The sequence below is a fragment of the Ruegeria profundi genome, from assembly GCF_020171505.1.
Lineage (GTDB): Bacteria > Pseudomonadota > Alphaproteobacteria > Rhodobacterales > Rhodobacteraceae > Ruegeria > Ruegeria profundi.
Genome location: NZ_JAIUZS010000001.1, coordinates 1,059,325 through 1,081,039, shown reverse-complemented (window position 1 = coordinate 1,081,039; position 21,715 = coordinate 1,059,325). Strand labels below are relative to the sequence as shown.

Annotated in this window: 20 protein-coding genes; 13 read left to right on the top strand and 7 right to left on the bottom strand. The window is 59.4% G+C overall.

Annotated features, from left to right (window positions below; all coding sequences use genetic code 11):
* Nucleotides 1-104: 104 nt before the first annotated feature.
* Complete coding sequence (locus LCM21_RS05230) at nucleotides 105-1,328, bottom strand: urate hydroxylase PuuD (protein WP_224889616.1); 1,224 nt, start codon at nucleotides 1,326-1,328, stop codon at nucleotides 105-107.
* A gap of 96 nt (nucleotides 1,329-1,424) precedes the next feature.
* Between LCM21_RS05230 and LCM21_RS05225 the strand changes: the two genes are divergently transcribed.
* On the top strand, nucleotides 1,425-2,345 hold the full coding sequence (locus tag LCM21_RS05225; RefSeq protein WP_224889615.1) for a LysR family transcriptional regulator: 921 nt from the start codon (nucleotides 1,425-1,427) through the stop codon (nucleotides 2,343-2,345).
* A gap of 205 nt (nucleotides 2,346-2,550) precedes the next feature.
* Here the strand turns inward: LCM21_RS05225 and uraH are convergent, their stop codons facing one another.
* A complete protein-coding gene (uraH, locus tag LCM21_RS05220; RefSeq protein ID WP_224889614.1) occupies nucleotides 2,551-2,907 on the bottom strand; it encodes a hydroxyisourate hydrolase in 357 nt (118 codons plus the stop codon).
* Between the two features lie 161 nt (nucleotides 2,908-3,068).
* Between uraH and puuE the strand changes: the two genes are divergently transcribed.
* Both puuE and LCM21_RS05210 read left to right on the top strand, forming a co-directional pair.
* Entirely contained in the window at nucleotides 3,069-4,487 is a 1,419-nt protein-coding gene (gene puuE / locus LCM21_RS05215; RefSeq protein WP_224889613.1) for an allantoinase PuuE, read from the top strand.
* Complete coding sequence (locus tag LCM21_RS05210; protein WP_224889612.1) at nucleotides 4,484-4,969, top strand: ureidoglycolate lyase; 486 nt, start codon at nucleotides 4,484-4,486, stop codon at nucleotides 4,967-4,969. The genes puuE and LCM21_RS05210 overlap by 4 nt, the downstream gene beginning before the upstream one ends.
* 36 nt (nucleotides 4,970-5,005) lie before the next feature.
* On the opposite strand, the gene LCM21_RS05205 is transcribed toward LCM21_RS05210, so the two are convergent.
* The 3 genes from LCM21_RS05205 to LCM21_RS05195 all read right to left on the bottom strand — a co-directional run bounded on the left by LCM21_RS05205 (nucleotide 5,006) and on the right by LCM21_RS05195 (nucleotide 7,290).
* Nucleotides 5,006-5,992 carry a type I glyceraldehyde-3-phosphate dehydrogenase gene (locus LCM21_RS05205; RefSeq protein ID WP_224889611.1) on the bottom strand — a complete coding sequence of 329 codons (987 nt, stop codon included), beginning with the start codon at nucleotides 5,990-5,992 and terminating at the stop codon, nucleotides 5,006-5,008.
* A gap of 54 nt (nucleotides 5,993-6,046) precedes the next feature.
* Nucleotides 6,047-6,367 (bottom strand): hypothetical protein, encoded by a 321-nt coding sequence (locus tag LCM21_RS05200; RefSeq protein WP_068337709.1) that lies wholly within the window; start codon nucleotides 6,365-6,367, stop codon nucleotides 6,047-6,049.
* Nucleotides 6,368-6,450: 83 nt separating this feature from the next.
* On the bottom strand, nucleotides 6,451-7,290 hold the full coding sequence (locus LCM21_RS05195) for a bifunctional allantoicase/(S)-ureidoglycine aminohydrolase (RefSeq protein ID WP_224889610.1): 840 nt from the start codon (nucleotides 7,288-7,290) through the stop codon (nucleotides 6,451-6,453).
* Nucleotides 7,291-7,465: 175 nt separating this feature from the next.
* On the opposite strand from LCM21_RS05195, the gene LCM21_RS05190 reads away from it, so the two are divergent.
* Nucleotides 7,466-7,822: a hypothetical protein gene (locus LCM21_RS05190; RefSeq protein WP_224889609.1), complete on the top strand. Its 357-nt coding sequence runs from the start codon at nucleotides 7,466-7,468 to the stop codon at nucleotides 7,820-7,822.
* A 7-nt stretch (nucleotides 7,823-7,829) separates the two neighbouring features.
* Here LCM21_RS05190 and LCM21_RS05185 read toward each other — a convergent pair whose 3' ends face one another.
* Nucleotides 7,830-8,765 (bottom strand): 2-hydroxyacid dehydrogenase, encoded by a 936-nt coding sequence (locus LCM21_RS05185; protein WP_224889608.1) that lies wholly within the window; start codon nucleotides 8,763-8,765, stop codon nucleotides 7,830-7,832.
* Nucleotides 8,766-8,908: 143 nt separating this feature from the next.
* On the opposite strand from LCM21_RS05185, the gene LCM21_RS05180 reads away from it, so the two are divergent.
* From LCM21_RS05180 to LCM21_RS05170, 3 genes are read left to right on the top strand one after another with little or no spacing between them, the layout of a single operon-like run.
* On the top strand, nucleotides 8,909-9,715 hold the full coding sequence (locus LCM21_RS05180; protein WP_224889607.1) for a thioesterase family protein: 807 nt from the start codon (nucleotides 8,909-8,911) through the stop codon (nucleotides 9,713-9,715).
* A gap of 28 nt (nucleotides 9,716-9,743) precedes the next feature.
* On the top strand, nucleotides 9,744-10,436 hold the full coding sequence (locus LCM21_RS05175; RefSeq protein WP_319003899.1) for a DUF1007 family protein: 693 nt from the start codon (nucleotides 9,744-9,746) through the stop codon (nucleotides 10,434-10,436).
* A complete protein-coding gene (locus LCM21_RS05170) occupies nucleotides 10,421-11,326 on the top strand; it encodes a nickel/cobalt transporter (RefSeq protein WP_224889606.1) in 906 nt (301 codons plus the stop codon). Before LCM21_RS05175 ends, LCM21_RS05170 begins: the two co-directional genes overlap by 16 nt.
* Here LCM21_RS05170 and truA read toward each other — a convergent pair.
* On the bottom strand, nucleotides 11,323-12,090 hold the full coding sequence (gene truA, locus LCM21_RS05165; RefSeq protein ID WP_224889605.1) for a tRNA pseudouridine(38-40) synthase TruA: 768 nt from the start codon (nucleotides 12,088-12,090) through the stop codon (nucleotides 11,323-11,325). The two genes, LCM21_RS05170 and truA, sit on opposite strands and share 4 nt — an antisense overlap.
* Before the next feature lie 107 nt (nucleotides 12,091-12,197).
* Here truA and LCM21_RS05160 point away from each other — a divergent pair, with 107 nt between their 5' ends.
* From LCM21_RS05160 to ileS, 6 genes are all read left to right on the top strand, one after another.
* Nucleotides 12,198-13,610 carry a YcjX family GTP-binding protein gene (locus LCM21_RS05160; RefSeq protein ID WP_224889604.1) on the top strand — a complete coding sequence of 471 codons (1,413 nt, stop codon included), beginning with the start codon at nucleotides 12,198-12,200 and terminating at the stop codon, nucleotides 13,608-13,610.
* On the top strand, nucleotides 13,607-14,062 hold the full coding sequence (locus tag LCM21_RS05155; RefSeq protein ID WP_224889603.1) for a GNAT family N-acetyltransferase: 456 nt from the start codon (nucleotides 13,607-13,609) through the stop codon (nucleotides 14,060-14,062). The genes LCM21_RS05160 and LCM21_RS05155 overlap by 4 nt, the downstream gene beginning before the upstream one ends.
* Nucleotides 14,055-15,044 (top strand): YcjF family protein, encoded by a 990-nt coding sequence (locus tag LCM21_RS05150; protein WP_224889602.1) that lies wholly within the window; start codon nucleotides 14,055-14,057, stop codon nucleotides 15,042-15,044. Before LCM21_RS05155 ends, LCM21_RS05150 begins: the two co-directional genes overlap by 8 nt.
* A gap of 54 nt (nucleotides 15,045-15,098) precedes the next feature.
* Complete coding sequence (locus LCM21_RS05145; protein WP_224889601.1) at nucleotides 15,099-15,809, top strand: VIT1/CCC1 transporter family protein; 711 nt, start codon at nucleotides 15,099-15,101, stop codon at nucleotides 15,807-15,809.
* A 65-nt stretch (nucleotides 15,810-15,874) separates the two neighbouring features.
* Nucleotides 15,875-18,562, top strand: coding sequence for a DUF2339 domain-containing protein (locus tag LCM21_RS05140; RefSeq protein ID WP_224889600.1), 2,688 nt, complete (start codon nucleotides 15,875-15,877; stop codon nucleotides 18,560-18,562).
* A 163-nt stretch (nucleotides 18,563-18,725) separates the two neighbouring features.
* The gene (gene ileS, locus LCM21_RS05135) at nucleotides 18,726-21,638 is read left to right on the top strand and encodes an isoleucine--tRNA ligase (RefSeq protein WP_224889599.1); all 2,913 of its coding nucleotides are present in this window, start codon (nucleotides 18,726-18,728) and stop codon (nucleotides 21,636-21,638) included.
* Nucleotides 21,639-21,715 lie beyond the last annotated feature (77 nt).

The window sequence follows — 21,715 nt, the reverse complement described above, 5'->3', positions numbered from 1 at the left end:
GACGGCTGGTTGTATTCAACATAGAGCATCAGTTTCAGAGCAGGGAAAGAAATTATCGACACAAACGGCGAATAAGCAGTTTATGTGCCTGTATGGCCCCTGATTCACGATCCGGCATTGCGGAACCAACGGATGATCGCTGCGCGATCTTCAGGTTCCATGTAGGTCACGTTGGCGGGCGGCATGGCATGGCTGACGCCTGCCTGCAGGTATATCTGCCTGGCATTACGGGCGATATCACCTTCGGTTTCCAGCAATACGCCTTTCGGAGCCCAGAGGATGCCATCCCAAACCGGTTCGCGCGCGTGGCACATCGAACAGCGGCCAAGCACGATGTCATGCGCCTCTGCAAACCCGTCTGCGGCAGCAAATTTCTGTTCGTAGGCCGTAAGCGGCTGTGCCTCGGCCTCTTCCAGCGGCTTATACATCGGCGCGGTGGACAGCCACATGATCGCGATGAACAGCAGGGCGGTCACGGCCCAGGTCCAGGTCGGATCGCCTGCGCGGGCGTGACGGGTGTTAAAGTAATGCCGGATGGTGACGCCCATCAGGAACACCAGTGCTGCGATGATCCAGTTGTATTCGGTCGCAAAGGCCAGCGGATAGTGGTTCGACAGCATCAGGAACACAACCGGCAGCGTCAGATAGTTGTTGTGGGTCGACCGCAGCTTGGCAATCTTGCCATACTTCGGATCCGGCGTGCGCCCGTTCTTGAGGTCGTCCACCACGATCCGCTGGTTCGGCATGATGATGAAGAACACATTGGCCGTCATGATCGTGGCGGTGAAAGCACCCAGATGCAGCATCATTGCCCGGCCAGTGAAGATCTGGTTATACCCCCAGCCCATAGCGACGAGCAGTATGAACAACAAAACCATCAGCAGGGTAGGGCGTTCGCCCAGTCCTGACTTGCAAAGGAAGTCATAGATCAGCCAGCCCACTGTCAGCGAGGCAGCCGAGATCAGAATGCCCTGCCACAACGCCAGATCAGCTTTTTCGGCATCGATCAGATACAGTTCGCCACCTACCCAGTAGACAATCATCAGCAGGGCCGCACCGCTAAGCCAGGTCGCATAGCTTTCCCATTTGAACCAGGTCAGGTGGTCCGGCATGCGATCCGGAGCGACAAGGTATTTCTGGATGTGATAGAAACCGCCGCCATGGACCTGCCACTCTTCGCCATCTGCAGGGCCGGGGATGTTGCGGTTCAGGCCAAGGTCCAGCGCGATGAAGTAGAAAGATGATCCGATCCAGGCAATCGCGGTGATCACGTGCAACCAACGCACCGCAAACGCCATCCAATCCCAGAATACGGCGAATTCGAACATGAGAGGTCTCTCCGATAAGGTGCCGCAACACTAGGCAAACCCGATTTTCTTCGGTATTCCCGTATATTGTCAAACTGTATCAAAAAAAACGATAAGATGTCCTATCTGGATAATATCCGTACCTTTGTTCGCGTCTATGATCTGGGCAGCATGTCCGCTGCGGGCCGCGATCTGCGCATATCGCCGGCGGTGACATCTGCACGCATTTCTCAGCTTGAAGATCACCTTGGCGTGCGTCTCTTCCAGCGTACGACGCGCAATCTCAGCCCGACCGAGCAAGGCAGGGCGTTCTACCCCGGGGCCGTCTCGGTTCTTGATGCTGTGGATGAGGCCGAAGCGCAGGTGATCCACCTGACCGAAGCGCCGCGCGGGTCTTTGTTTGTTGCTGCGCCATTGGGTGTCGGTCGTCGATTATTGGCGCCGCATGTGCCTGAGTTTTTGGACAAGTACCCCGAAATCGACGTGCGCCTGCGCCTAACGGACAGGTCGGTGGACCTGACGACCGAAGGGTTGGATTTGGCGTTTTTCATCGGTCAGCCTGAAGACAGCACATTACGTATCCGCAAAATCGCTGATTGCCAGAGGGTGCTCTGCGCCGCCCCGGAATACGTGCAGCGAAAGGGCATGCCGCAGACCGGCGCTGATTTGATTTCGGGCAAGTACGAATGCCTGAACCTTCGTTTTCCGGGCGCGACGGAGTTTCAGTGGCAATTGGAAACACCCGAGGGGCCCAAGCGGTTTGCCGTTTCAGGCAGGTTCGAATGCGATGACGGCGACGTATTGACCGATTGGGCCTTATCCGGGCAGGGCATTGCGATGAAGCCTGTCTTCGAAGTGGCTGAGCACCTGCAAGCGGGGCGTTTGGTGCCGGTTGCAGCGATGACGCCGCCGGTTCCTGTGCAGATGGCCTGCCTTTACACGCATCGCCGGCACCAAGACCCCAAGGCGCGTTTGTTCATGGATTTCATGATCGGTCATATCGCAAAGGTTGTGCGCAATGCGGAGTCGTCAGGTTAACACGTCCTCCCGCCTCTATTTGCGCCCTGCAGGCACTGCACAGCGTTGGGCCCGGCGCCGCGGCTTGGCCGCGGCGCGGCTGCATGAGTTTTAGCGGTACATGAGTTTCGTCTTGCGACCGCGCCGCGCCTGAAAGGTGCGGCGCTTGGCCCAACGGAAGGTGCCCCAAAAGGGGCCCCGACGGGCGGGAGGGATTCGGGTTCTCCTAGCTGCCCCGGTACGTTGAATAGCCGTAGGGCGATAGCAGCAAGGGAACGTGGTAATGCGCCTCTGGATCTGACATGCCGAACCGGATTGGTATCTGATCCAGAAACAGGGGATCCTCCGCACCCTGACCTGTGCCGCGCAAATACTCTCCGGCAGAGAAGATCAATTCGTAGGTGCCAACCTTGAAGCTTTCTTGTGGCAGGATGGGGCTGTTGGTGCGCCCGTCTGAATTGGTTTCGGTCTCAGCGAGCTTACGGCGGGTGTCTCCGGTGATCTCGTACAGCGTTATCTTCAGCCCTTCGGCAGGGCAGCCACGGGCTGTGTCCAGAACATGAGTTGTCAAATAGCCGGCCAAGGGGAGCTCCTTTGATTTGTCTTTTGCTTTGTCGCAGTCTGACGCAAAGTTCAAAATAGTGGAAATGCCGAAAGAACTGGAAGCAGCGTTCGGATTAGTTTGATAATCACGGGCGCATTTATGCGGTAAGGCTGTCGAAACGCTTAAGAACGGAAGTTGTCATGAAGCCGCCCAGATACCCTCGCGACATGATCGGATACGGTGCGAACCCACCCAACGCCAATTGGCCCGGTGGTGCAAAACTGGCCGTGCAGATCGTGCTGAACTACGAAGAAGGTGGTGAAAACAATGTTTTGCATGGTGACGCGGCATCCGAAGCGTTCCTGTCCGAGATCGTCGGCGCCGCGCAATGGCCCGGTCAACGTCACTGGAATATGGAATCGATTTATGAATACGGGTCGCGCTCAGGCTTTTGGCGCCTGTATCGTTTGATGCATGATCTTCCGATCACAGTATACGGCGTGGCGACTGCTTTGGCCCGATCGCCCGATCAGGTTGCGGCGATGAAGGATGCGGGTTGGGAGATCGCCAGCCACGGCCTCAAATGGGTCGAGTATAAGGATATGCCGGAAGAGCAGGAACGTGCAGACATCGCCGAAGCCATTCGACTGCATACCGAGGTTGTTGGAGAGCGTCCACGCGGTTGGTATACCGGGCGCTGTTCAGAGAATACCGTTCGATTGGCAACCGAGGAAGGCGGATTTACCTATGTGGCGGATAGTTATGCCGATGATCTGCCCTATTGGACGCAAGTCGAAGGGCGCGACCAGTTGATTGTTCCCTACACTCTGGACTGCAACGATATGCGGTTTGCCACGCCGCAAGGGTTCAACTCAGGTGATCAGTTCTACGCGTATCTTAAGGACAGTTTCGACGCGCTCTATGCCGAAGGCTTGGCAGGTGCGCCCAAGATGTTGTCTGTCGGCCTGCATTGCCGATTGATCGGACGTCCGGGTCGCGTGATGGCGTTGAGGCGATTTTTGGACTACGCACGCGGGTTCTCGGATGTTTGGTTCGCGACGCGCCTGCAGATCGCCGAGCATTGGGCGGCACAGAACCCGCCAGCCCAGCACCCAAAACCCTCACTGATGACCCGCGACGTCTTTGTAGGCACCTACGGCGGGGTCTTTGAGCACTCCGCCTGGATTGCTGAGCGCGCCTATGAACTTGAGCTTGGTCCGGCCCATGACACTGCCGGGGGGTTACATAACGCGCTGACGCGTATGTTCCGCTCGGCCTCGCAAGAAGAGCGGTTGGGCGTCCTGACAGCTCATCCGGACCTGGCGGGCAAGCTGGCGCAGGCAAAGCGTTTGACGCAGGAAAGCACGTCCGAGCAGGCCTCGGCCGGGTTGGATGCGCTGACGGATCAGGAGCGAGAGACCTTTACCGACCTGAACCAGCAATACACACAGAAGTTCGGGTTTCCGTTCATCATTGCTGTGCGGGATCACGACAAAGCGTCAATCCTGCAAGCGTTTCAACGACGCATTTCGCAGGATCGCGATACAGAGTTCGCAGAGGCCTGCCGCCAGGTAGAGCGCATCGCGGAGTTTCGTCTGCGCGATCTTTTGCCATCATGACCCGGATTGTTGCCGCGCCGCTGACCGCAGCGGCTTTTGCGCCCTTTGGTGATGTCCTTGAGGTTTCAGGAGAGCCGGACAAGATTATCAATCAGGGACAGTGTGGCCGGTATCACGACCTTGCCGGTTTGGATTTTTCCGATGGTCGTGCAGGTATCAGCCTGTTCCGCGCAAATCCAAGGCACCTGCCGTACCGGCTGGACATGGTCGAACGGCATCCTGCGGGCAGTCAGGCCTTTATTCCCATGACGCATCAACCCTTTCTGGTTGTTGTCGCGCCGGATGTCGATGGACGGCCGGGGCGGCCTTTGGCCTTCGTCACGGCACCTGGGCAGGGCGTGAATTACCGGCGCGGCACGTGGCATGGGGTTCTGACACCCTTGCATGACCCTGGCCTATTCGCCGTTGTGGATCGGATCGGCGATGGTGCCAATCTGGAGGAGGTTTGGTTCGACGAGCCATATGAGGTGGTCGCAAGCTAAGCCGAGCTCTCCCGCCAGCTGCGCCCGCGTGCGGGATCAGGGTTGCGCCATAAGACGGGCGACATCAATCATGCGCGCCGAAAAACCCCACTCATTATCGTACCAACCAAAGACGCGGATTTGATTTTCGCCAACCATACGTATCTCGGGACCGGCGATCACAAGAGACTCGGGTCTTGCGCGCAGGTCCGATGACACCAGCGGGTGATCAGTCCAGCCGAGAACGCGGGATTGCGCAACCGCGTTGCGCAGCGCGGCTTCAAAGTCGGGGGCGGACATCCCGCGTTCCAGCGTAGCGACCAGATCTACGGCTGAAACGCTGGCCGTCGGGACGCGTACGGCGGCGCCTGAAATGCGGCCCGCAAGATGCGGCATAACTTCGTCGATCAGGTGCGTGGCGCTGGTGGTGGTGGGCACCATCGACAGGGCTCCGGCGCGCGACCGAGCCAGATCGCCGCGCGGGGCGTCAACCATAGGCTGGCTGTTGGTGTAGCAGTGAATGGTTGTCATATGGGCCGAAGCAATGCCACCTATTCCGTCGATTACCTTGACCAGCGGGGCCAGCCCATTGGTGGTGCAGGACGCGTTTGATACGATCCGTGCATTGCCCAATGTGTCTTCATTCGCCCCCAGAACGATGGTCACTTCGGTCGCGGGCGAGGGGCCGGAAATCAGCACTTTTCCCGCCCCGGCGGTCAGGCCTTGGCTCGCAACGTCAGAGGTGCGCGCCACACCTGTGCAATCCATCAGGACGTCGACCCCGGTCAGATCAACGCAGGACAGGTCCGGGTTGTGCGTCATTGGGATGGCGTGTCCGTCAACCACCAACATGCCATCTGCAGACTCGACCGTGCCGGGGTAGGGGCCGAACGTGCTGTCGTATTTGAACAGATAAGTGCAGGTTTCGAGCGGCGCGATATCATTGATCAACGCCAGCTCAATATCTTTGCCCAACGGCAACGCAAGCAGTTGCCGCAGAATCGTGCGACCTATGCGGCCGAATCCATTGATTGCGAGTTTCATGCGCAAGCTATGGCAGTGGGGTGCGCCGACCTCAATGCCCGCCCGGTGAAAGAATCAGTTGCAGCTAACCTGCGAGAAAAACTGACCCGAGATATTTTGATACATGCTGGCCACGATCGGCTTGCAACCGGTGGCCGCCTGAATGGCGGCAATAGCCTGAATGGTACGCAGACGGGGCGGCGGGCCAAACGGGTTCAGGTTGTTGTTGTCGCGGGTGGCGCGAAACACGACCGGAGTATCCGCGACCTGCGTGATAGCCCAGGTGCGGCTCATGACGGAAACCGATTTGGTCTCTTTCGCGGCAACAGGGGTTGCCTCAAGGGCCGTCAGGCCAACTATAGCTGCCAGTGCCAGCAGGGATCCACGCAGTACCATTGAACAATCTCCAGTGCTAAAAACAGGTGTTATTTCACCAGATTAAAGCGCCTCTGTGAACCCCCGCGCCGCAAAAAGCGGGGTTAGCCGTGGCGTTTTGCCAATGACAGCGGCATATGACGGTTCACATCCTTGTACAAAAGATAGCGGAATCGTCCCGGCCCACCAGCGTAGCAGGCCTGTGGACAGAAGGCGCGCAACCACATGTAATCACCGGCCTCAACCTCGACCCAGTCCTGATTGAGCCGGTAAACCGCCTTACCTTCCAACACGTAAAGCCCGTGTTCCATCACATGCGTTTCGCAAAAGGGGATCACGCCGCCTGGCTCAAAATTGACGATGTTTACGTGCATGTCGTGGCGCAGATCCTGAGGGTCGGCGAACCGGGTGGTGGACCATCGCCCCTGGGTGTCGGGCATTTCGACCGGGGTAACGTCGCGTTCATTGGTGATGATCGGATTAGGTGCTGGCAGGCCGGGCACGGCCTCATAAGCTTTGCGAATCCAGTGGAATCGCGCGATTTCTTCGGTTCGGTTGTGCAAGGTCCAATCACTGCCGGGCGGGATATAAGCATATCCACCAGTATCTAGAACATGTTCGGAGCCGTTCAGAGCGAGTGTTACGGCACCTTCGACGACAAACAGTACGCCCTGGGCTGATGGGTCGGTCTCGGGGCGGTCGCTGCCGCCGCCGGGCTGAGCTTCCATGATGTACTGCGAAAAGGTTTCGGCAAATCCGCTCAGCGGCCGGGACAGGACCCAAAGGCGGGTTTTTTCCCAAAACGGAAGGGCACTGGTGACGATATCGCGCATTGTGCCCTTTGGGATCACCGCATAGGCCTCGGTAAACATGGCGCGGTCAGTCAAAAGCTGGTCCTGGCCAGGGTGGCCGCCCGTGGGCGCGAAATAGGTCGGGTTTGCCATCGGTGTCCTCTGATTCTTGATGTGGGGACTATGGGCCGGTTGCAGTTACGGACCAACCGGCAGAGTCCCACTAGGTTTGTTCGGTATAATTTGAAGGTCACTGCGCGGGGCTTGGCCCGCACCGTTTGCCAGTATAGTCTTGAGCGCAAGATTATTTCAGTCAGGCGAGGCGAGTATGACAGCCCGAATTCTTTCTACCTTGGTTGCGATATGTGTGCTGGCAACGGCCTCAACCGGTCAGGCCAAACCGCTGTCGCGCATAATTGCAGAAATGGGGCTGACGCCTGCGGATTTTAACGTTCTGAATGCCGCGTCGACTGCGATGCTGTCGGGATCGACGCCCCAGGTGGGTGAAGAACGCGTTTGGACCAATGATGAAACCGGTTCGAAAGGCACGATCCGCGTGCGTGATGTGCGGGACAATTGCGTGCATCTACAGCACATCATTCAGCCTGAAGGCGCTGATCAACCGCGTGAGGTCCGAACCCGCCGGTGCCGCGATGCCAGCGGCAACTGGATTCTGACCCCTTGATCCGAAGCTAGTAGCCGCGCGATTTATCGACCTCGTGCAGCAAGGGTTCGCCTGCGGTCAACCGTCGGAAATTTTCCGCAACATCCGCCAAAGCCTCGCCCAGATGCCAGCCCGAGACATGTGGTGTGATCGTAACGCCGGGATGTTTCCACAGCGGGCTTTGGGACGGCAGCGGTTCTGTTGAGGTTACATCCAGCACCGCATGCCCCGGTGTTCCACGTTCCAATGCCGTGATCAGGGCGGTTTCGTCAATCAGGTCTCCGCGCCCGGCGTTCAGCAACTGGCTGCCCGGTTTCATTGCGGCCAGCATTTCCGCATTGAACAGCCCGACAGTTTGCGGGGTCGAAGGCAGAATGGCGCAAACATGATCGCATCGCCCCAAAAGATCAGGCAGAGCGGCCTCACCGTGCAGGCAGGTCACGCCTTCGATCTGTTTGGCAGAGCGGCTCCAACCCATCACCTGAAAACCAACGGCGTTCAGCATCCTGGCGCTGCGCGCCCCGATATGGCCCAAGCCCAGCACGCCAACCACTGTATCCGGTGAGTAGATCGGTGCCTTGGGCACCCATTCGGCACGGCGCTGGGCCGCCTCGTGAAAGGTCATGTGGCGCTGGTGGCGCAGCACATAGGCGACGAACCATTCGGCGATTCCCTGTGCAGGGGCGTCAGGCTTAAGCCGCGCAATGCGCACATGGGCAGGTAGATTCGGGTTGCTGATGATCGTTTCGACCCCCGCGCCCAGCTTTTGAACCAGCTGAAGATTGGGCAGGCGCTGCGGGTGGGTGTCCTGCAAGCCGACAACTGCAAGCATCGTGATATCGGCAGGATTACCAAGGGTATCCGGCGTCCGCACATCCGCGCCGGGATACAGGTGACGAATGTCACGGGCAATGTCGCTGTCATTGATCCAGTCTGTCAGCCCGGTTTCGATCAACAATGCCATGTCGCGCCTCCTCGGCTGCAAATTGAGTGAAATAACGCCCCGTCACCGAACTGGACATTGCTGGCGCAGCTAAGCCATTCTTTGATCGAACGTAAAGCCCGGTTGCCGGGTGGAAGGACCAAACAACACAATTGAGGCACCCCATGAACGGGACAAAAGACCTGAGCCAACAGGCCTATTTTCATCTGCGCGACGATGGCGTTTTTGTAGGCAACGATCCTGCGCGGGGGCCGTGGTCAGCGGATCACTGCCACGCAGGGCCGGTCAGCGGGCTGATCGTACGCGCAGCAGAGGCTGAGGTGGGACCGGAAAAGATGTTAACCCGCCTGACGGTTGATCTGCTACGGCCGCAACCCTTGACCGGGTTGCGGGTTGCCGCGGAAACAACGCGCCACACCAAGACGCTGGCCACCACGCGGGTTACGGTGCACGACCTGAACGACTCGCTCTGCGCCACGGCCACGACAATGCATCTTGCGCGCCGGGATCTTGGATCTGTACCGAATGTAGAAATGCCGTCCCCCCGGCTGGAAGATGCGGTCGCAGGTCCGTTTCCAATCGGCGAAGTACGTCACGGACTGCCGGGATTTGCTAATCATTCCAATGTTCTGTACCCCAAGGGCGGCAATCAGGGGGCAGGGCCAAAAACGGTCTGGATGCAGACCCCTGCCTTGCTGGAGGGTGAAGTGCCGTCACCGATTCAGGCGCTCTGCCCGCTGGCCGATTGCGGGAATGGTATCTCGTGGAACGCACCAACCTCTGAGATGGGGTTCATGAATACGGACCTGACAGTGCAAATCCACCGCGAGCCTGTCTCGGATTGGCTGGCCTCCGAGTCGGTGTGTCATTGGCAGCCGTCCGGCATCGGAATGTCTCAGTCGGTTCTGTACGACACCGAAGGTCCGGTGGGTACGGCCCTGCAAACCATTATTCTGTTTCCACCAACCTGACCCGGTGGCCGGATTCTGCGCGCTCTGTGTGAAACGCATTGCCGCGCGCGGGCCAAGATCCTATCTTGCGTTCATGCGTTGGATTGCACCTTTTATGATTTGCTGCCTGCCGTTTTCGGTCACGGCGCACCCGCATGTTTTTATCGACACCGGGTTAGAGTTCATCGTCGACGAGTCCGGCCAACTGACGCACGTACGTGTGACTTGGGCATATGATGAGTTCTACTCGTTGCTGGTGCTGGAAGACATGAAGCTGGATCAGGATGCCGATGGCGTTCTAACCGAAACGGAAGAACAGATTCTGTCAGGTTTCGACGCGCAGTGGGTCGAAGGATATAACGGTGATCTGGTTGTATTTGCAGACGGCGTGCCTGTGGCCTTGTCGGGCCCGATGGAGGCGGACGCAACGGCTGAGAACGGACGCATCGTGACCTCTCATATTAGGGCGGTAGATGGCGGTGGGGTTCCGGCAGCTGCGCTGACGGCCAAAGCCTATGATGAGACATTTTACACCGCCTACGAGGTGACGCGCCCCGTAAAGGTGTCGGGGCCAGAGTCGTGCAAGATCGACCGGATTGACCCTGACATTGATGCGGAGTTGGCGCAAATGCGGGCCTTTCTGCTGACGCTGGATGCCAACTACGACCTTGAGGAAAACGATATCCCGTTGGTCGGTGAAAGCTTTGCAACCGAGATTATTATTACATGTCCAAGTACCTGATTGTTCCTGTTGCTATAGCCATTGCCGTATTGCTGTGGTTCTGGGGAAGCGGCGGGTTTGACAGCCTTGCGGCCTGGGCCGCAGGTGAGCAACGCGAATTCCAGAACCAGATCGCCCGTGCCCTGCGTGCAGCGCGTGCCGAGCAGCCTGCGGCCATCGCGACCTTACTGATGGTTTGTTTTGCCTATGGTTTTTTCCATGCGATCGGTCCCGGCCATGGCAAAGTGCTGATCGGGGGCTACGGGCTCGGTCGCAACGTCGCTTTTCTGCGCCTGTCTGCCATCAGCGTCCTGTCCAGCCTCGGGCAGGCAGTCACTGCCATCGTGTTGGTCTATGCAGGTGTTCTGATCTTTCAGATGTCACGTGAAAGCCTGGTGGGCGCAACTGAACAGGTCATGGCACCAATCAGTTACGGAGCGATTGCCGCCATTGGTCTGTGGCTAGTGCTGCGTTCCATTCGCAGCTTCGCGCGGCGGAGTCACAGCGCAACAACGCCTCAAGATAATCATCACGATCACGGCACCTGTTCCAGTTGCGGCCATCGACATGGCCCAACGGCCCAAGAGGTGGCGCAGGTCGGAACCCTGCGCGAGTCTGTGTTGCTGATCGCAGGCATCGCGGCACGCCCCTGTACCGGAGCACTGTTTGTGCTGATCCTGACCTGGCAGATGGGCATTGCGATGGCTGGCATCGCCGGGGCTTTTGCAATGGCGCTGGGGACAGCCACGGTGACGACCCTTGTCGGTTGGACTTCGTTTGGGTTGCGCGGGGGATTGATAGCCTCGGCTTCGGCGACCCGGTTTGCCTCGGTGCTGGCGCCCACAATCGAATTGGTGGCAGGTCTGATTATCGCCGTGATCGCCTTTGGCCTGTTGATGCGCGCGGTCTAGTCGAACACCGGGTCCGGATAACCGACCCGCGCCAGATACAGACCTTGCGGTGGGCATACCGGTCCGCACGCGGCGCGATCCGTTGCCTCAAGCGCGTTGCGGACATCCTCGGGTGTCCACGCGCCTGCGCCGACCCTTTCCAACGTTCCAACAAAACTGCGCACCTGATTATGCAGGAATGACCGGGCACGCACGTGGAAATGCACCTCGGGGCCGGAAAATCCCTCAACCAGTTTGACACGCAGTTCATCCAGCGTTTTGACCGGGCTGGCAGCCTGACAGATGGATGAGCGGAAGGTGGTGAAATCATGCCGTCCGATCAGAACATCCGCACCGGCCTGCATGGCGGTGACGTCAAGATCATGGCTGATCTGCCAAACTTGCCCGGCGTCATGTGTCGCAGGTGCGCGCCGCATTAGGATGCGAAACAGGTATTGTCTTTCCAAAGCCGAGAAACGGGCATGCCAGTCATCACCGACCCTTGCGGCCTTGACGATGGCCACAGGCTGGGGCTTGAGGTGATAGTTCAGCGCCTCGGACAGGCGGAACGGGTCCCAATCCTTCACCAGATCGCAATGGGCCACCTGACCCAGCGCATGCACGCCCGCATCCGTGCGACCAGCAGCAGCAATGGTGTGGTCGCCGGGTTGGATACGCGATAGCGCGTGTTCGATCGCCCCCTGAACGGATGGCTGATCCTTTTGGCGCTGCCATCCGGCAAACGGCCCACCGTGGTATTCAACTTTCAGCGCGTATCTAGGCATGGCCCGCTCGTACCCTGACGCGCCAAAGGGGGCAAGGGCGGGAAAGCTCTGGCATGTGACGTGTCCTCTACCTATCTTGGGCGAAACGAAAAAAGCGGGGCGACGGTTTGGTCATCTCATCCCTGGCAGACAGTCTTGTGCGCGGTGTCGAAGCCGTTGGCGATCGCGTATCCGAGACATTGTTCGAGCCGGTTATCCGCCTGGGCGTCACCGGTCTGGCGCGCTCGGGCAAGACGGTTTTTATAACGTCCCTTGTCGCGAATCTGCTGAACAGGGGGCGGATGCCGGGTCTCGTTGCGCAGCAAGAGGGGCGGATAAACACCGTCTACCTGCAACCACAGCCTGACGATACGGTTCCGCGCTTTGACTATGAAAACCACCTGACCGCGCTGACCGGACCGCAGCCGCACTGGCCCGACAGCACGCGCGCCGTGTCCGAACTGCGCCTGTCCTTCAAGGCCCGGCCTTCGGGCTTGCTAGCGGGGCTGCAAGGGCCGCGGACTCTCCATCTGGACATCGTGGATTATCCCGGCGAATGGCTGCTTGATCTGGCCCTTCTGGATAAATCCTATGAGGCTTGGTCATCCGAGACGCTGGACCGCATTTCCGGGCGGCGTGAAGCTGAACAGTTTCTGGCGCAGGCCAAAGCGTCCGACCCGGCGGCGGCCCATGACGAGCCAACGGCGCAGGCATTGTCCAAGGCGTTTGCGGAGTACCTGGCTGGCGCGCGGGAGGCCGGGTTTTATGACTGTACGCCCGGGCGATTCCTTTTGCCCGGTGATCTTGCAGGGTCACCTGTGCTGACCTTTGCGCCACTGCCCGTCGATGGCCATGCGCCCCGGCGCAGCCTGCACCGGGAAATGGCGCGGCGGTACGAGGCGTATAAGTCGCAGGTCGTGAAACCCTTCTTCCGGGACCATTTCGCCCGAATTGACCGGCAGGTCGTTCTGGTCGATGCGCTGGGGGCAATCCATCAGGGGCCGCAAGCGGTCGAGGATATGCGCCATGCAATGGCAGATATCCTGTCGGCGTTTCGCCCGGGGCGTAATGCATGGCTCAGCCAGTTACTGCTGGGCAAACGGGTTGAGCGTATCCTGTTCGCCGCCACCAAGGCCGACCACCTGCATCACACGCAACACCCCCGCCTGACCCATATCATGGAGGCCCTGACCCGCGACGCGCGTGACCGCGCCAGCTTTGCCGGTGCGGAAACGGCGGCGTTGTCGCTGGCTGCGTTGCGCGCAACCACCGAGGAAACGCGGACCCATAACGGGATTGAGCTGCCCTGTGTGCGCGGAACCTTGCTGAATGGCAAGCAAGCTGCTTTTTTTCCCGGCAACCTGCCCGAGGATCCGGCCCATCTGCTGGGTCCGGCCCGCAACGGGGCCGAAAGCTGGCTGAACGAGGATTTTGGTTTCATGTCTTTTGCGCCTGCCCATCTGACGCTGCGTCCCGGAGACGGCCCGCCGCATATCCGGCTGGATCGCGCGGCGCAATTTCTGATCGGAGACCGGCTGTGACCCTAACCCTCCGCCCAGCCCGCACCACGGACGCCGGTCGTATCGGAGATATTCTGCACGGCTTTGCCCGCGAACACGAATGGATGCCCGAGCTGTATTCCGGTGCCGAAACCATCGCGTTTGGTGGCTGGATGATCGACCAACACTGGGTCACGGTTGCCGAAACGAATGCAGGTGTCGTGGGGTTCTTGGCGCTGAACGGGACAGAGATCCACTGTCTGTACCTGACGCCGTCTGAATGCGGTCGGGGGATTGGTCGGTGCCTGTTGGATCAGGCAAAAACCAAACGGGAAGAACTGTCCTTGTTTGCCTTTCAAGCCAACCAACGAGCCTGCCGGTTCTATGAGCGTAACGGTTTTATCGAAGTCGACCGCAGTGATGGGGCAGACAATGACGAAAACCTGCCGGACATCAAATATGTCTGGCGCAGGGGTGAGGTGGCGGATGGCTAAAGGTCCGGTACTGATTGATCTGGAAGCAGAGGAACCTGCCGCAGACGTGTCGCTGGCCCCGCCAGTGCCCGATATTGCCCCGCCGCAGGGGCAGGCCATGCAGACAGCCGTTCGGCTGGCGGCGCGGAAGCCGTCAAAGCTTTCGCGCTGGTTCTGGGGGCTGGCAGTGGCTGTTATTGGCGCGGTGGTGTCCGTTGCGGCGTGGGATTTCGTCAATTCACTGTTGCTGCGCGCGCCTGTATTGGGTTGGTTTGTCACCGTCCTGATCGGCGCGTTGGTTGTGGTTGCCCTGATCATCGCGGTGCGAGAGCTGGCGGCGATTGGTCGGCTCTCTCGCGTGGACGGGATGCGCCAGGCCGTGGATTCAGCTCTTGCAGAAGACGATCTGGCTCAGGCCCGAAAGGTCACAACCCGACTGATCGCGTTCTACAAAGGGCGCGAGGAAACCCGATGGGGCCGCGACCGGCTGGCAGAACGGATGGGGGAACAGTTCGACGCCTCGACACTGTTCAGCTTGGCTGAGGATGAGTTGCTGGCCCCCCTCGATGCCGCCGCCAGCCGCGAGGTTGAGGCCGCAGCCCGGCAGGTCGCAACAGTGACTGCGCTGGTGCCCTTGGCGCTTGCGGATGTGGCAACGGCGCTTGCGGCTTCGTTGCGAATGATCCGCCGGGTGGCAGAGATTTACGGTGGCCGAGCCGGGTTTCTGGGCAGTTGGCGGCTGACCCGCGCTGTTTTCGTGCATCTCGTTGCAACCGGAGCTGTGGCCGTCGGAGATGATCTGCTTGAGCCGGTCTTGGGCGGGTCGGTCCTAAGCAAACTGTCCCGCAGGTTTGGTGAGGGTCTGGTGAACGGTGCGTTGACCGCGCGGGTCGGCGTCGCCGCGATGGAGGTCTGTCGCCCGCTGCCGTTTTCCAAACGGCACAAACCCTCGACCCGCGGTATGATCAAACGTGCGCTCAGTGGGTTATTCTCGAAAAGTTGATACAGCGCAAAGTCTTGTGGCCCGCTAAGATGCATAACAAAGCCGGAGCCAGCGATGATCGACCACGGACACAGCCAGCAGGAAATCGCAGAACGGATCAATGCACCGCCGGGGCGCGGGGTTCTAAGAGACGTGGTCTACGGCGGTATTGACGGGTCCGTGACCACTTTTGCCATTGTCGCCGGGGTCGCGGGGGCGGGGTTGTCTCCGTTCATTATCGTGGCCTTGGGTCTGGCCAACGTGCTGGCCGACGGGTTTTCGATGGCTGCCGGGAATTATTCCGGCACCAAAGCCGAGCTGGACAATATCCGCCGTATCCGTGTCACCGAAGAACGTCATATCCGGCTGTATCCAGACGGCGAACGCCGCGAAGTGCGCGAGATATTGGCGCAAAAGGGTTTGACCGGCCGTATTTTGGAAGAAGCCACAGATGCGATCACAGCCAACCATGACAACTGGATCAACCTTATGGTTGAGGGCGAGTATGGGTTGGGCAGCGTTGATCCCCATCCCCTGAAGGCGGCGATCGCGACGTTCCTGGCCTTTCTTGTTGCCGGTTTGGTGCCCTTGTTGCCGTTTTTGTTCTCGGTGGAAAACGCTTTTGTTGTCTCGGCCTGCATGACCATGTGCGTGTTCTTCGCCATCGGCGCGTTCAAAAGCCGCTGGTCCTTGTCGCCTTGGTGGCGTTCTGGCCTTGAAACCTTTGCGATCGGAGGTGTCGCAGCGTTGGTCGCCTTTTTTGTGGGATCTTTGTTCCATCCCTGACCACCAACACTGTTGCAGGCCAAGCACTTAGGGTAGCCTGACGGGGCAACAACCCGGAGAACCCCGTGGAATCCTTGTTAGTTCTGGTCGGACTAGTTGTGCTGGCCATCCCGGTCACCATTCTCGTTCTATTGGTCAGCCAAACGCGCCTGCGCCGCCGGGTAGAGCACTTAGAGGCGCAGATCCTCTCACTTGGTGGCGCGCTGCCAGAGCCAAAGAGCGAACAACCCAGCCAATCCACCGAAGCACCGGACAAGGCATCGAAGCCCGCCCCATGGGCCAAGCCCGAGGCTCCAACGGTTGAGCCTGCTGCTGAAAAGACGCCGCCCGCAGCGGTTGTATTTCGCGAAGATCGCCTTGCGGCGCTCGGCTCCTGGCTTCGGGAAAACTGGTTTTACGCGGTGTCAGCCCTTTCACTGGCGCTGGCGGGGATTTTTCTGGTCCAATACGGCGTGGAGAGCGGCCTGCTGCCGCCATCTGCCCGCGTTGGTGCGGCCTTACTTTTTGGTGTAGCGCTGATCGCTGCCGGTGAGGTCATCAGGCGCAGATATGGTGATGACGAAACTTCGGCCACGGCCTATCTGCCGTCAGTCTTTTCCGGAGCCGGGCTGGTTACCCTGTTCGGAGGCGTTCTGGCTGCAAGGCAGCTCTATGATCTCATCGGTCCAGAAACCGCGTTGGTCGCAATGGTCGCCATTGCCGTGGTGGGTCTGGTGCTGGGGTGGTTTCACGGCCCCTTATTGGCTGCTGTCGGTTTGATCGGAGCGTTCTCTGCCCCTTTCGTAGTGGGCGGCACGTCCGAGAACCCAAGCTGGCTGTATGCCTACTTCTTCCTCGCCGCCACTTTGGGTTTGGGGATCGACACAGTGCGGCGATGGGCATGGATATCGGTATTGACGCTGTTCGGCACCTATTCCGCTTGCTTGTTGCTGGTGCTGTCCGCGCCTTCGACCGAGGCTGCGTATCTGGTTTGCGTATCGGCACTGGCCGTGATCGCAATTGCCATTCCCGTCCGCCAGGTCTGGCCGAACCACAGCGGGGCGATGATCAGTTCAATCATCGGACGCAAGAAGGGGGACTTTTGGCCGGAATTCCCGACGCGATTGGGCTTTGCGGCGGTGGCTGTGAGCGCGGCCATTGTATCCTTGCACTGGCCGGATTCCTTGGGTGAGTTCTGGTTAAGCGTCACACTGCTGTCGGGGCTGACACTTGGGTTGATGGTCTGGGGACAGCGGGCCGAGGCGTTACAGGACGCAACCGCATTGCCCGCGCTTGGCCTCATCTGGTTTGTTTTGATGCACGGATGGGACAGCGGTATTGTCCTTCGCCAGTTTGCCGAGACCTATGCCGAAACGCCTGAGGCAGACTTCCCTTGGGTCGTCACTGTTCTGACTGTGCTGGGGGCCGTGGTTTCGCTGGCTGCGGCTTGGCGATCAATGCGAGCGCGCAGCTACGTCGCGGTCTGGGCCGGGGCTGCGGCTGTTTTTGCGCCCGCCATGGCCATCGCGCTTGAGGTCGGTTGGCATCCTGCAACGGTTATCGGACCTTACCCCTGGGCGCTGCATGCGATTGCGCTGGGCGTGTTGATGGTTGTCTTCGCTGAACGGTTTGCGCGCGTTGACGGCGAAAACCGCATGCGCCCTGCGCTGGCCACGTTGTCGGCCTTGTCATGCCTGACCTTTGCCTGCGTCATTGTACTAAGCTCGGCGGCGTTGACGATTGCTTTGGTCGCTATGGTGGTTGTTGCTGCCGCATTAGACCGGAAGTTTACTCTGCCACCGATGGCCTGGTTCATATGGGCGGGCGTCTTTGCCATAACAGTGCGGTTGGTGCTGAACCCCGGTCTTGATTGGGCCGGTATGGCGCCGATCATCGAAATGGTGCTTGTGTACAGCGTGGCGACTGTTGGTTTTGTGCTCGGATGGATGCTGCTTTGGGCCATGGATCGCCCTGTCGCGAAACTGCTGCTTGAAAGCGCAGCCTGGGCGACCGGGGGCATTCTTTTGTCCCTGTTGTTGGAGCGCTGGCTGCAAAGCTTTGGCGAAGGCAACGCCACCAACAGTCATTGGGGGCTGAGCCTGTTGGCGATCATCTGGTTGCTGTTGGCTTTTGCGCAGGTGCAGAGGTTCGAACTGGGCGGCAAGTTGAACTATGCTCGTTATCTGCTGGCCATTTTCTTTGCCGGGCACGGAGTGTTGCGGCTGGGGCAAGCGTTGTTTGACGCAAACCCGTTGCTCAGCCCGGTTGCGCCACCGGTTCTGGGCCCGCCTGTGCTGAACACGCTGGCAGTAGCCTATCTGATGCCCGCACTGGCCATCGGTTTTTCGGTCTGGCGTATTCACAGAACTCCGCTTTGGGTCAAGCGGGCAAGCTGGGGGGTGGCAGGTGTCTTGGCGAGTGTCTGGCTGGGGTTGATGATCCGCCACCTCTGGCAGGGGGCAGGGGGAATGTTCGAAGGCAACGGCGTCACCCAGCCCGAGCTTTACACCTATACCATGGCTTTGCTGGTGATCGGCGCAGTGCTGTTCTACCAATCGCTTGCGCGCCGCTCGGATGTGATGCGCAAGGCGGGGCTTGCGGTCATCGGACTGGCCGTGGCCAAGGTGTTCCTGATCGATATCGCGGGGCTGGGCGGGCTGATCCGGGTGTTCTCGCTGCTGGCTTTGGGTCTGGCGCTGGCGGGCTTGGCGTGGCTGAACCGATGGGCCAAGCTGCGCCATTCGCCGCATTTGGCGGAACCTCTGGACCATTAGGCGCGGGCGTCTTATAAGCCCGCCATGCTTGACCATATGGCCATCATTATTCGAATTATATCCCCGGCGCTCTGACCCTCTGAGACGCCGGGCAAAGGTGTTTGAGACTTCGCACCGACCGCTTCGATCCTAGTACGACCAGATCATCCAAAGGACGCCCCCAATGTGCGCCGACACGATCCAGACACCTGACTACAAAGACACGCTGAACCTGCCCAAGACCGACTTTCCCATGCGCGCCGGATTGCCCAAGCGCGAACCCGCATGGCTGGAACGGTGGGAGACTATCGGCGTATACGACCGCCTGCGCGAGAAAGAAGGCCGCACGCCCTTTACCCTGCACGACGGCCCGCCCTATGCGAACGGCCACCTGCATATCGGCCACGCGCTGAACAAGACCATCAAGGACATGATCGTGCGCAGCCATCAGATGATGGGCTATGACGCACGCTATGTGCCCGGTTGGGACTGTCACGGTCTGCCCATCGAGTGGAAGATTGAGGAACAGTACCGCAAGAAAGGCAAAAACAAGGATGAGGTGAACATCGTCGATTTCCGTCAGGAATGCCGCAAGTTCGCCGAGGGCTGGATCGACATCCAGCGCGAAGAGTTCAAGCGCCTGGGTATCACCGGAAACTGGGCCGACCCCTACATCACGATGGACTACCATGCCGAGGCCGTGATCGCGGACGAATTCATGAAGTTCCTGATGAACGGCACGCTCTATCAGGGCTCGAAACCTGTGATGTGGTCGCCCATCGAAAAGACCGCGCTGGCCGAGGCCGAGGTCGAGTATCACGACAAGGAAAGCTTCACCATCTGGGTGAAGTTCAAGGTAGTGAACGCGGGCGATTTGGATGATGCGTTTGTCGTGATCTGGACGACAACCCCTTGGACCATGCCGTCAAACAAGGCAGTGGTGTATGGCAACGACATCTCGTATGGCTTGTACGAAGTCACCGGCACGCCGGATGAATGCTGGGCCAATGTAGGTGACAGGTTCCTGCTGGCGGACAAATTGGCGGCGGATGTGTTGGGCCGTGCGCGCCTGAGCGATGATCAGTGGACCCGCGTCCGTGACGTGACCACCGATGAGCTGGCGGGCGTTCAACTGACTCACCCTCTGGCCGGGGCCGAAGGCGGCAATGGCGAATGGGATGATATCCGCGACTTCCGCGCCGCTGACTTCGTGACCGACACCGAAGGGACCGGGTTCGTCCACTGTGCGCCCTCGCACGGGATGGAGGAATTCGAGCTCTACCGCGATCTGGGCATGTTGGAGCAGGTCATCACCTATAACGTGATGGACGATGGCTCGTTCCGCGCCGATCTGCCGTTCTTCGGTGGCAAATTCATCCTGTCCCGCAAGGGTGGCGAGGGTGACGCGAACAAGGCGGTCATCGACAAGCTGGCCGAGGTCGGCGGGCTGCTGGCACGTGGCAAGATCAAGCACAGCTATCCGCATTCGTGGCGCTCGAAAGCGCCGATCATCTATCGCAACACGCCGCAATGGTTCGCCTCGGTCGACCGCAAGCTGGACGACGGTATGGGCGAGATGGGGGACACCATCCGTGAACGTGCGCTGCGGTCCATTGATGAACTGGTGAAATGGACACCCAAAACCGGTCGTAACCGCCTGTATTCCATGATCGAAGCGCGCCCGGACTGGGTTCTGTCTCGCCAGCGCGCTTGGGGTGTGCCGCTGACGTGCTTCACCAAAAAGGGGGCACTGCCCACCGACGCGGACTATTTGCTGCGCAACGCCGATCTGAACGCGCGCATCAAGGCTGCGTTCGAAGAAAACGGTGCGGATATCTGGTACACCGATGGGTTCAAAGAGCAAATGCTGGACGGCATCGCCAACCCGGAAGACTACGATCAGGTGTTCGATGTGTTGGATGTGTGGTTCGACTCTGGCTCGACTCACGCCTTTGTTCTGCGCGACCGCGAGGACGGGACCGAGGATGGTATCGCCGACGTCTATATGGAAGGTACTGACCAGCATCGCGGGTGGTTCCATTCGTCCATGCTGCAGGCTTGTGGCACCAAGGGCCGTGCGCCGTATCGCAACGTCGTGACTCATGGCTTTACGCTGGATGCCAAGGGCAACAAGATGTCCAAATCACTTGGCAACACCATCGTACCCGAAGAAATCGTCAAGCAATACGGCGCCGATATCCTGCGTCTTTGGGTGGCTCAGACCGACTATACCGCTGACCAGCGGATCGGACCCGAGATCCTGAAGGGCACCGCCGACAGCTATCGCCGTCTGCGCAACACCATGCGGTTCATGCTGGGCTCTCTGGCTGATTTCACCGAAGCGGATCGCGTCGCACCCGAAGATATGCCGCGCCTGGAACGCTGGGTGCTTAGCCGTCTGGCCGATCTGGATGCGCAGGTGCGTGACGGCTATGCCGCGTTTGACTTCCAAGGTGTGTTCAGCGCCATCTTCACCTTTGCAACGGTCGATCTGTCGTCCTTCTACTTCGATGTGCGCAAAGATGCATTGTACTGCGACAGTGACACCCTGCGCCGCCGATCCGCGCGTACCGTTCTCGACATCCTGTTTCACCGATTGACGACATGGTTGGCCCCGGTCTTGGTATTCACCATGGAAGAGGTCTGGCTTGAACGTTTTCCTGACAATGAAAGCTCGGTTCATATGGTGGACTTCCCGGATACGCCGGCAGACTGGCGAGATGTCGATCTGGAAGCCAACATGGCCAAGGTCCGCCGCGTCCGTCGTGTTGTCACCGCCGCGCTTGAGATACAGCGTCAGGACAAGGTCATCGGGTCCAGCCTTGAGGCCGCGCCGATCGTCCATGTTGAGGAAGGCGACACGCGCGACTTGCTGGCAACCTTCGACGTGGATGATATGTGCATCACATCGGGCTTGACCGTCACCGGAGACCCGACCCCCGCCGAAGCGTTTCGCGTGCCGGAAATCGAAGGCGTATCAGTAGTCTTTGAAAAGGCGGTGGGCGAAAAATGCCAGCGTTGCTGGAAGATTTTGCCCGATGTGGGGCTCCACTCACATGCCGGTGTCTGCAAGCGCTGCGATGAGGCGTTAAGTTAACTGATAAAACCCCCGGCAAACCGCCGGGGGTTTTTCTTTCATCGCTTGCGTTGCCGGTGGTGATCTGGAACGTTGCG

Bases quoted from the DNA above. Each gene is read 5' to 3' on its own strand.
- LCM21_RS05170 (WP_224889606.1), top strand. From the start codon at position 10,421: ATGTCCAAGTACCTGATTGTTCCTGTTGCTATAGCCATTGCCGTATTG.
- ileS (WP_224889599.1), top strand. From the start codon at position 18,726: ATGTGCGCCGACACGATCCAGACACCTGACTACAAAGACACGCTGAAC.
- LCM21_RS05210 (WP_224889612.1), top strand. From the start codon at position 4,484: ATGACCCGGATTGTTGCCGCGCCGCTGACCGCAGCGGCTTTTGCGCCC.
- truA (WP_224889605.1), bottom strand. From the start codon at position 12,090: ATGCCTAGATACGCGCTGAAAGTTGAATACCACGGTGGGCCGTTTGCC.
- puuE (WP_224889613.1), top strand. From the start codon at position 3,069: ATGAAGCCGCCCAGATACCCTCGCGACATGATCGGATACGGTGCGAAC.
- LCM21_RS05180 (WP_224889607.1), top strand. From the start codon at position 8,909: ATGAACGGGACAAAAGACCTGAGCCAACAGGCCTATTTTCATCTGCGC.
- LCM21_RS05205 (WP_224889611.1), bottom strand. From the start codon at position 5,992: ATGAAACTCGCAATCAATGGATTCGGCCGCATAGGTCGCACGATTCTG.
- LCM21_RS05190 (WP_224889609.1), top strand. From the start codon at position 7,466: ATGACAGCCCGAATTCTTTCTACCTTGGTTGCGATATGTGTGCTGGCA.
- LCM21_RS05225 (WP_224889615.1), top strand. From the start codon at position 1,425: ATGTCCTATCTGGATAATATCCGTACCTTTGTTCGCGTCTATGATCTG.
- LCM21_RS05150 (WP_224889602.1), top strand. From the start codon at position 14,055: ATGGCTAAAGGTCCGGTACTGATTGATCTGGAAGCAGAGGAACCTGCC.
- LCM21_RS05200 (WP_068337709.1), bottom strand. From the start codon at position 6,367: ATGGTACTGCGTGGATCCCTGCTGGCACTGGCAGCTATAGTTGGCCTG.
- LCM21_RS05185 (WP_224889608.1), bottom strand. From the start codon at position 8,765: ATGGCATTGTTGATCGAAACCGGGCTGACAGACTGGATCAATGACAGC.
- LCM21_RS05195 (WP_224889610.1), bottom strand. From the start codon at position 7,290: ATGGCAAACCCGACCTATTTCGCGCCCACGGGCGGCCACCCTGGCCAG.
- LCM21_RS05145 (WP_224889601.1), top strand. From the start codon at position 15,099: ATGATCGACCACGGACACAGCCAGCAGGAAATCGCAGAACGGATCAAT.
- LCM21_RS05230 (WP_224889616.1), bottom strand. From the start codon at position 1,328: ATGTTCGAATTCGCCGTATTCTGGGATTGGATGGCGTTTGCGGTGCGT.